General features: G+C 45.0%; 6 protein-coding genes. 4 read left to right on the top strand and 2 right to left on the bottom strand.

The window, feature by feature from the left end:
* The 3 genes from AB4653_RS13950 to bioD form a co-directional block, all read left to right on the top strand.
* A partial coding sequence (locus tag AB4653_RS13950) for an 8-amino-7-oxononanoate synthase (RefSeq protein ID WP_372104465.1) occupies window positions 1-1,048 on the top strand: 1,048 nt, incomplete at its 5' end.
* On the top strand, window positions 1,049-1,852 hold the full coding sequence (bioC, locus tag AB4653_RS13945; protein ID WP_009848818.1) for a malonyl-ACP O-methyltransferase BioC: 804 nt from the start codon (window positions 1,049-1,051) through the stop codon (window positions 1,850-1,852).
* On the top strand, window positions 1,849-2,532 hold the full coding sequence (gene bioD, locus AB4653_RS13940) for a dethiobiotin synthase (protein WP_102257834.1): 684 nt from the start codon (window positions 1,849-1,851) through the stop codon (window positions 2,530-2,532). The genes bioC and bioD overlap by 4 nt, the downstream gene beginning before the upstream one ends.
* Window positions 2,533-2,645: 113 nt before the next feature.
* Here bioD and AB4653_RS13935 read toward each other — a convergent pair whose 3' ends face one another.
* The gene (locus AB4653_RS13935; RefSeq protein ID WP_009848816.1) at window positions 2,646-2,813 is read right to left on the bottom strand and encodes a hypothetical protein; all 168 of its coding nucleotides are present in this window, start codon (window positions 2,811-2,813) and stop codon (window positions 2,646-2,648) included.
* A gap of 277 nt (window positions 2,814-3,090) precedes the next feature.
* On the opposite strand from AB4653_RS13935, the gene htpX reads away from it, so the two are divergent.
* Window positions 3,091-3,954 carry a protease HtpX gene (htpX, locus tag AB4653_RS13930; protein WP_017098153.1) on the top strand — a complete coding sequence of 288 codons (864 nt, stop codon included), beginning with the start codon at window positions 3,091-3,093 and terminating at the stop codon, window positions 3,952-3,954.
* Window positions 3,955-4,262: 308 nt separating this feature from the next.
* On the opposite strand, the gene purB is transcribed toward htpX, so the two are convergent.
* Entirely contained in the window at window positions 4,263-5,633 is a 1,371-nt protein-coding gene (gene purB, locus AB4653_RS13925; protein ID WP_009848814.1) for an adenylosuccinate lyase, read from the bottom strand.
* Between the last annotated feature and the right edge of the window lie 183 nt (window positions 5,634-5,816).

Here is a 5,816-nt window from a genome sequence, read left to right as displayed (position 1 = left end):
CGATCCTGAACTGGTCGATGCATGGCAAACCGGACTTTCCAAATATGGTGCTGGAAGTGCAGCATCGCCATTGGTCACGGGTTTTAGTCCTGCTCATCGAAATTTAGAGGCTCAGCTGTGTGAATGGCTTGGCTTTGAACGTGCCATTCTATTTAGTTCTGGTTTCAGTGCTAATCAAGCTTTGTTGTTTTCTCTGCTCGAAAAAGACGATTTTCTACTGCAAGATAAGCTCAACCACGCCTCTTTGATGGAAGCGGGGATGCTTTCACCTGCAACCATGAAACGCTTTAAGCATAACGACACGCAACATTTAGAGTCGCTATTGAGTCAAACTCCACAATCCTTGGTTGTGACTGAGGGTGTGTTCAGCATGGATGGTGATCAAGCGCCTCTCAGCCAGATATCTAGCCTGACTAATCAATACGACAGTTGGTTGGTGGTTGATGATGCCCACGGTATTGGCGTATTAGGTGATAACGGGGCAGGGAGTTGCAACGCCGCACAAATCTCACCTGATATCTTGGTGGTGACCTTTGGTAAAGCATTTGGCCTTTCTGGTGCTGCGATTCTTTGTTCGTCAGAAGTGGGTGATTACTTAACTCAGTGTGCGCGTCATCATGTGTATTCGACGGCAATGCCACCTTCACAAGCGGTGGCTTTGTCTCATGCATGCCAGATGATTCAAACGCAAGAGTGGCGTCGTGAGAAACTCACGGAGTTAGGCGCTCTCTATGCAGAGCAGATGAATGATGTGAAAGGTTTTATTGATACTCAGACGCCGATCAAGCCATTTTTAATCGGCGAAGCCCAAGCAGCACTATCTATTGCTGAAGAGTTAAAGCGCAACCAAGTTTGGGTAACGGCAATAAGGCCACCAACGGTGCCTATTGGGACTGCTCGTTTGCGTATTACCTTAACGGCGAACCACAGTCAGAAACAGATTCTTCAGTTAACTGACTCGTTGCTTCAAGCAATAGAGCGAAGCAACGACTCTGGAAGCAAACCAAGCATAGAATCAAGCTTTGAATTAAAGAAAGAGGCTCAGTAAATGTCACAAGAAGCAGTAGTGCATAATTACGTAAGCCAAGATAAGAGTGCGATTGCTGAAGCCTTCGGCAAAGCAGCTGCAACCTATGACAAACACGCTGAGTTTCAGCGCGATGTAGGCCACCGACTATTGGATAAGCTACCGAGTGACCTCTCTGGGTTAAAGGTGCTCGATCTAGGTTGTGGTACAGGGTATTTCTCTGAACAGTTAGTTAAGCGAGGTGCTGCAGTGGTATGTGCTGACCTTTCCAATGGAATGTTGGACGAAGCAAAACAGCGCTGTGGTGTATCAGTCTCTTCATATCAACAAGCCGATGCCGAGCAATTACCGTTTGAAGACGGGCACTTTGACATCGTTTTCTCTAGCCTTGCGTTGCAATGGTGTGACGACTTGTCGTCGCCTTTGAGAGAGATGAAGCGTGTTACAGCGGTTGGTGGACGTGTTATTTTCTCAACTTTGCTTGATGGATCACTGTTTGAACTGAAAAAGTCGTGGTCCAAAATTGACGCACATCAACACGTTAACCATTTTATTACAATCAATCAGGTAAAAATTGCGTTAGCGCAATCTAGCTGTACGGCTCATCAACTAGACTTGCCCACCATCACCGTTTGGTACGACACTGCGTTTGAACTGATGCGCGACCTTAAAGGTATCGGCGCTAATCACGTAAGTGGTCGCTCACAAGGTTTAACAAGTCGCCGCATGTTGCAGCTTGTTGAACGGGAATATCGAGAGTTTAAAAACCATCAAGGTTTCTTGCCAGCAACATATCAAGTTTGTTTAGGGGTTATTCAATTATGATTGATGCATTATTCATTGCAGGTACGGATACCGAAGTGGGAAAAACTATGGTTTCAAAAGCGATTCTTCAAGCTTTGGCCGCACAAGATTTATCAACAATTGGTTATAAGCCAGTTGCAGCAGGGTGTGAACAATACCCTGAAGGGTTACGTAACAGTGATGCATTGCACCTTCAAGAAGCTGCGACGCAAGATATCGCCTACGAAGACGTTAATCCGTATGCGCTGTTGCTACCATCATCACCACACATTGCAGCAAAGCATGATGGTGTGGTGATTGATGAAACCGTATTATCAGCTAAGTTGGCAGAGCATAAGCAAAACTCTGACATCGTGTTAGTTGAAGGTGCTGGTGGTTGGCGTGTACCGGTTTCTGATGAAGAATATTTGTCTAGCTGGGTCAAAAAAGAGCAGCTGCCAGTGGTATTGACGGTCGGCATTAAGCTTGGCTGTTTGAGTCATGCACTGCTAACTGCAGAAGTGATTCGTGCTGATGGACTGAACCTAGTAGGTTGGGTTGCAAACCGCATTAACCCAGGTACTGAACATTACGCTGAAATTATAGCGATGCTTGAAGATAAGCTAGGTGCACCGAAGTTAGGTGAAATTCCGTATGTGCCAAGAGCAAAGTCTAAGAACATTGGTAAGTATATTAATATACAGCCATTGCTCGACCTTTAAACTTCGAGTTATACGTTAAACAAGAAAAGGGCTGCGATTGCAGCCCTTTTGCTATGTTAAGCCTTTTGGCCATGAGTTTATAAACAACTGGCCTTTGAACAAGTCGCTATGGGTTAGTGTTCTTTTGTAAGTCCCATTAGTGCTTGTTGTGTCTCTGTGATTTTTGTCTGTGCCGCTTGCGGTGTTAGGATCCCAATCTGCTTTTTTGCTTCTTCTTCAGTAATCCCTAGGTGACAGCACAGTAAATCGATAGCCATTTGAGTGTTAGTACCTTCAACCATGATTCTTCCCTTTTTGTACATGGACTAGCCAATAAATCATCTGAAGCCACTGTAAACGGATTGTTATACCGACACCATACGACTTAGGTCTAATAGACTGGAGGTGATTCGAATATGGTCTCGTAATCAAATGTTGCAATTTAATGCTTAACCTTGTTTTCTTAATCTAAGACTATATGTATAAGTAAGTATAAGTCTTCAAGGTTGGAATAAATTGCTGTCTGCCTTGTCTATAATAATAAGTTTTATAAAAACAGCTTTCATGCGGAGATAAGTAATGAAGCGAGTAATGTTGTTCCTTGCAACCAACCTAGCGGTTGTATTGGTACTAAGTGTTGTTCTTAATATTGTATACGCAGTTACAGGTATGCAACCTGGTAGCCTATCAGGCTTATTGGTGATGGCTGCAGTATTTGGCTTTGGTGGCTCATTCATTTCATTGATGATGTCAAAGAAAATGGCGCTACGATCGGTAGGCGGTATGGTCATTGAAAGCCCACGTAACGAAACAGAACATTGGTTGATGGAGACGGTAAGCCGTCAATCTCAACAAGTTGGTATTGGTATGCCAACAGTGGCGATCTACGACTCGCCAGACATCAACGCATTCGCGACGGGCGCTAAGCGTAATGATTCATTAGTAGCAGTCTCTACGGGTCTGCTACACAACATGACGCGTGATGAAGCTGAAGCAGTGTTAGCGCATGAAGTGAGTCACATCGCGAACGGTGATATGGTGACCATGACGCTAATGCAGGGCGTGGTGAACACGTTCGTTATCTTCCTATCTCGTTTCATCGCCAACATTGTTGCGTCGAATGACAACGAAGAAGAGGGTGGCAGCAACATGATGGTGTACTTTGGTGTGTCTATGGTGCTGGAATTAGTATTTGGTTTCTTAGCAAGCTTCATTACGATGTGGTACAGCCGTCATCGTGAATTCCATGCCGATGCAGGTGCTGCGCACTTAGTAGGTAAAGAGAAGATGATAGCAGCGCTAGAGCGTCTTAAGGTGAGCCATGAGCCACAACTAGAAGGTTCTATGATGGCATTTGGTATCAACGGCAAGAAATCGCTTACTGAGCTTCTGATGAGCCACCCACCACTAGACAAGCGTATTGCGTCTCTACGTAACATGTAATCGCTACGTAATTCTCGTCGCTAGACGACAAGAGACCTTTGAAAGGCTTCCTTCGGGAGGCCTTTTTTGATCTTGGTATTCAAGACAGTAAGTATCCGAGGGATATGTGTCTGGTGATAGAGGGTTACTAGTGATGAAGCGTTGCAATATTTATTGGTTGATATCGCACGGACTGACATGTGTAGGGTAATTAGGAGGGGGGCTATGTTCTTTTGATAACAGCGCGTACTAAGCACACTTTCTTCCGCCCAACAAAAAGGCTTCCACATGGGAAGCCTTAGTCTATTCTGTGATTCGAAATTCGAATCTTACAGCTTGTCAGTTAGCTCGATAGCTTGACCGATGTAGTTCGCTGGAGTCATCTCTTTCAGACGAACTTTCTCGTCTGCAGGGATTTCAAGGCCGTCGATGAATGCACGCATGCCTTCGCCATCTACACGTTTACCACGAGTTAGCTCTTTTAGCTTCTCGTATGGCTTCTCGATGCCGTAACGGCGCATTACTGTTTGTACTGGTTCTGCTAGTACTTCCCAGTTCTTGTCTAGTTCAGCAAGTAGCGCTTCACGGTTAACTTCTAGCTTGCTAATACCTTTCAGAGTCGAAGTGTATGCAATGATAGCGTAGCCAACACCAACACCTAGGTTACGAAGAACCGTAGAGTCAGTAAGGTCACGCTGCCAGCGAGAAACTGGAAGCTTTTGTGCAAGGTGGCTGAATACTGCGTTTGCTAGACCAAGGTTGCCTTCAGAGTTTTCGAAGTCAATTGGGTTAACTTTATGCGGCATTGTAGAAGAACCGATTTCGCCAGCAATAGTCTTCTGCTTGAAGTGACCAAGAGCGATGTAGCCCCAAACGTCACGGTCGAAGTCCAGAAGGATTGTGTTGAAACGTGCAACTGCATCAAAAAGCTCAGCGATGTAATCGTGAGGTTCGATTTGAGTTGTGTACGGGTTCCAAGTTACGCCAAGAGATTCAGTGATGAACTCTTCGCTGAACTGGTGCCATTCAACTTCTGGGTATGCAGAAAGGTGTGCGTTGTAGTTACCTACAGCACCGTTGATTTTCGCTAGGATCTCAACGTTTTCGATTTGCTTGTATTGACGTTCCATACGGTACGCAACGTTAGCCATCTCTTTACCCATAGTAGAAGGAGAAGCCGGCTGACCGTGTGTACGAGACAGTAATGGAATGTCGCGGTACTCGTTCGCAAGTGCTTTGATAGCATCAATTACGTTACGGATTTCTGGAAGAATCACTGTGTCACGAGCTTCTTTAAGCATAAGCGCGTGAGATGTGTTGTTGATGTCTTCAGAAGTACATGCAAAGTGAATAAATTCGTTTACAGCGTGAAGTTCAGGAACGCCAGCAACTTTCTCTTTCAAGAAGTACTCAACCGCTTTAACGTCGTGGTTAGTCGTGCGCTCGATCTCTTTGATACGTAGAGCATCTTCTTCACTGAAGTTAGCTGCTAGTTCATCAAGAAACTGGTTAGCTTCTGCACTGAACGCTGGTACTTCTTTGATTGCATCTGTAGCTGCAAGCTTTTGTAACCAACGAACTTCAACGATAGAGCGGTACTTTAGTAGGCCAAACTCACTAAAGATGCTGCGTAATGCAACAGTCTTGCTTCCGTAACGGCCGTCTACTGGTGAAACAGCAGTCAATGCTGACAGTTCCATGGTGTTCTCCTGAATTGAGTTTTCTAAATTTTGAGAGGTTTATACCAGTAACAATCTCAATTGTCACGCATATTGCGCAATCGTTTGCGTGAGAGTTGTGTTGGTACAAAAAACAAGCTCGCGACGAGGCGCGAGCTAATAAATTACATGCGAGCTAGCAGGATTTGAGCCTGCTCGATCATC

The organism is Vibrio sp. 10N.222.48.A3, from assembly GCF_041475345.1.
Taxonomy (GTDB): Bacteria; Pseudomonadota; Gammaproteobacteria; order Enterobacterales; family Vibrionaceae; genus Vibrio; species Vibrio tasmaniensis_A.
The sequence above is the reverse complement of the archived record's forward strand: the minus strand, read 5'-3'. Positions and strand labels throughout refer to the sequence as shown.

Excerpts from the sequence above, each read along its gene's own strand:
- bioC (WP_009848818.1), top strand. The coding sequence starts at position 1,049 with ATGTCACAAGAAGCAGTAGTGCATAATTACGTAAGCCAAGATAAGAGT.
- bioD (WP_102257834.1), top strand. The coding sequence starts at position 1,849 with ATGATTGATGCATTATTCATTGCAGGTACGGATACCGAAGTGGGAAAA.
- AB4653_RS13935 (WP_009848816.1), bottom strand. The coding sequence starts at position 2,813 with ATGGTTGAAGGTACTAACACTCAAATGGCTATCGATTTACTGTGCTGT.
- htpX (WP_017098153.1), top strand. The coding sequence starts at position 3,091 with ATGAAGCGAGTAATGTTGTTCCTTGCAACCAACCTAGCGGTTGTATTG.
- purB (WP_009848814.1), bottom strand. The coding sequence starts at position 5,633 with ATGGAACTGTCAGCATTGACTGCTGTTTCACCAGTAGACGGCCGTTAC.